At 55.2% G+C, this 1,316-nt stretch carries 1 rRNA gene; it reads right to left on the bottom strand.

Annotation, left to right across the window (positions count from 1 at the left end):
• Window positions 1-1,316, bottom strand: a 23S ribosomal RNA gene (locus ACFU5F_RS42395); the annotation flags it as partial.

The raw sequence follows: 1,316 nt of genomic DNA, 5'->3' as shown, positions 1-1,316 counted from the left end.
GGATGCGACGAGCCGACATCGAGGTGCCAAACCACCCCGTCGATATGGACTCTTGGGGGAGATAAGCCTGTTATCCCCGGGGTAGCTTTTATCCGTTGAGCGATGGCCCTTCCATGCGGAACCACCGGATCACTAAGCCCGACTTTCGTCCCTGCTCGACTTGTAGGTCTCGCAGTCAAGCTCCCTTGTGCCTTTACACTCTGCGAATGATTTCCAACCATTCTGAGGGAACCTTTGGGCGCCTCCGTTACCTTTTAGGAGGCGACCGCCCCAGTCAAACTGCCCACCTGACACTGTCTCCCCGCCCGATAAGGGCGGCGGGTTAGAAGGTCAATACAGCCAGGGTAGTATCCCACCGATGCCTCCACCGAAGCTGGCGCTCCGGTTTCCAAGGCTCCTACCTATCCTGTACAAGCTGTACCAACATTCAATATCAGGCTGCAGTAAAGCTCCACGGGGTCTTTCCGTCCTGTCGCGGGTAACCTGCATCTTCACAGGTACTATAATTTCACCGAGTCTCTCGTTGAGACAGTGCCCAGATCGTTGCGCCTTTCGTGCGGGTCGGAACTTACCCGACAAGGAATTTCGCTACCTTAGGACCGTTATAGTTACGGCCGCCGTTTACTGGGGCTTCAATTCGCAGCTTCGCTTACGCTAAGCGCTCCTCTTAACCTTCCAGCACCGGGCAGGCGTCAGCCCCTATACTTCGCCTTACGGCTTCGCAGAGACCTGTGTTTTTGCTAAACAGTCGCCTGGGCCTATTCACTGCGGCTCTCTCGGGCTTGCACCCTAACAGAGCACCCCTTCTCCCGAAGTTACGGGGTCATTTTGCCGAGTTCCTTAACGAGAGTTCTCTCGATCACCTTAGGATTCTCTCCTCGCCTACCTGTGTCGGTTTGCGGTACGGGCACCTCTCACCTCGCTAGAGGCTTTTCTTGGCAGTGTGGAATCAGGAACTTCGGTACTATAATTCCCTCGCCATCACAGCTCAGCCTTATGGGAAACGGATTTGCCTATTTCCCAGCCTAACTGCTTGGACGCGGATATCCAATACCGCGCTTACCCTATCCTCCTGCGTCCCCCCATTGCTCAAATGGTGAGGAGGTGGTACAGGAATATCAACCTGTTGTCCATCGCCTACGCCTTTCGGCCTCGGCTTAGGTCCCGACTAACCCTGAGCGGACGAGCCTTCCTCAGGAAACCTTAGGCATTCGGTGGACGGGATTCTCACCCGTCTTTCGCTACTCATACCGGCATTCTCACTTCTAAGCGCTCCACCAGTCCTTCCGATCTGACTTCAACGCACTTAGAACGCT

It is taken from the genome of Streptomyces sp. NPDC057438 (assembly GCF_042802995.1).
GTDB lineage: Bacteria > Actinomycetota > Actinomycetes > Streptomycetales > Streptomycetaceae > Streptomyces.
This window is presented reverse-complemented; position numbering and strand designations above follow the sequence as displayed.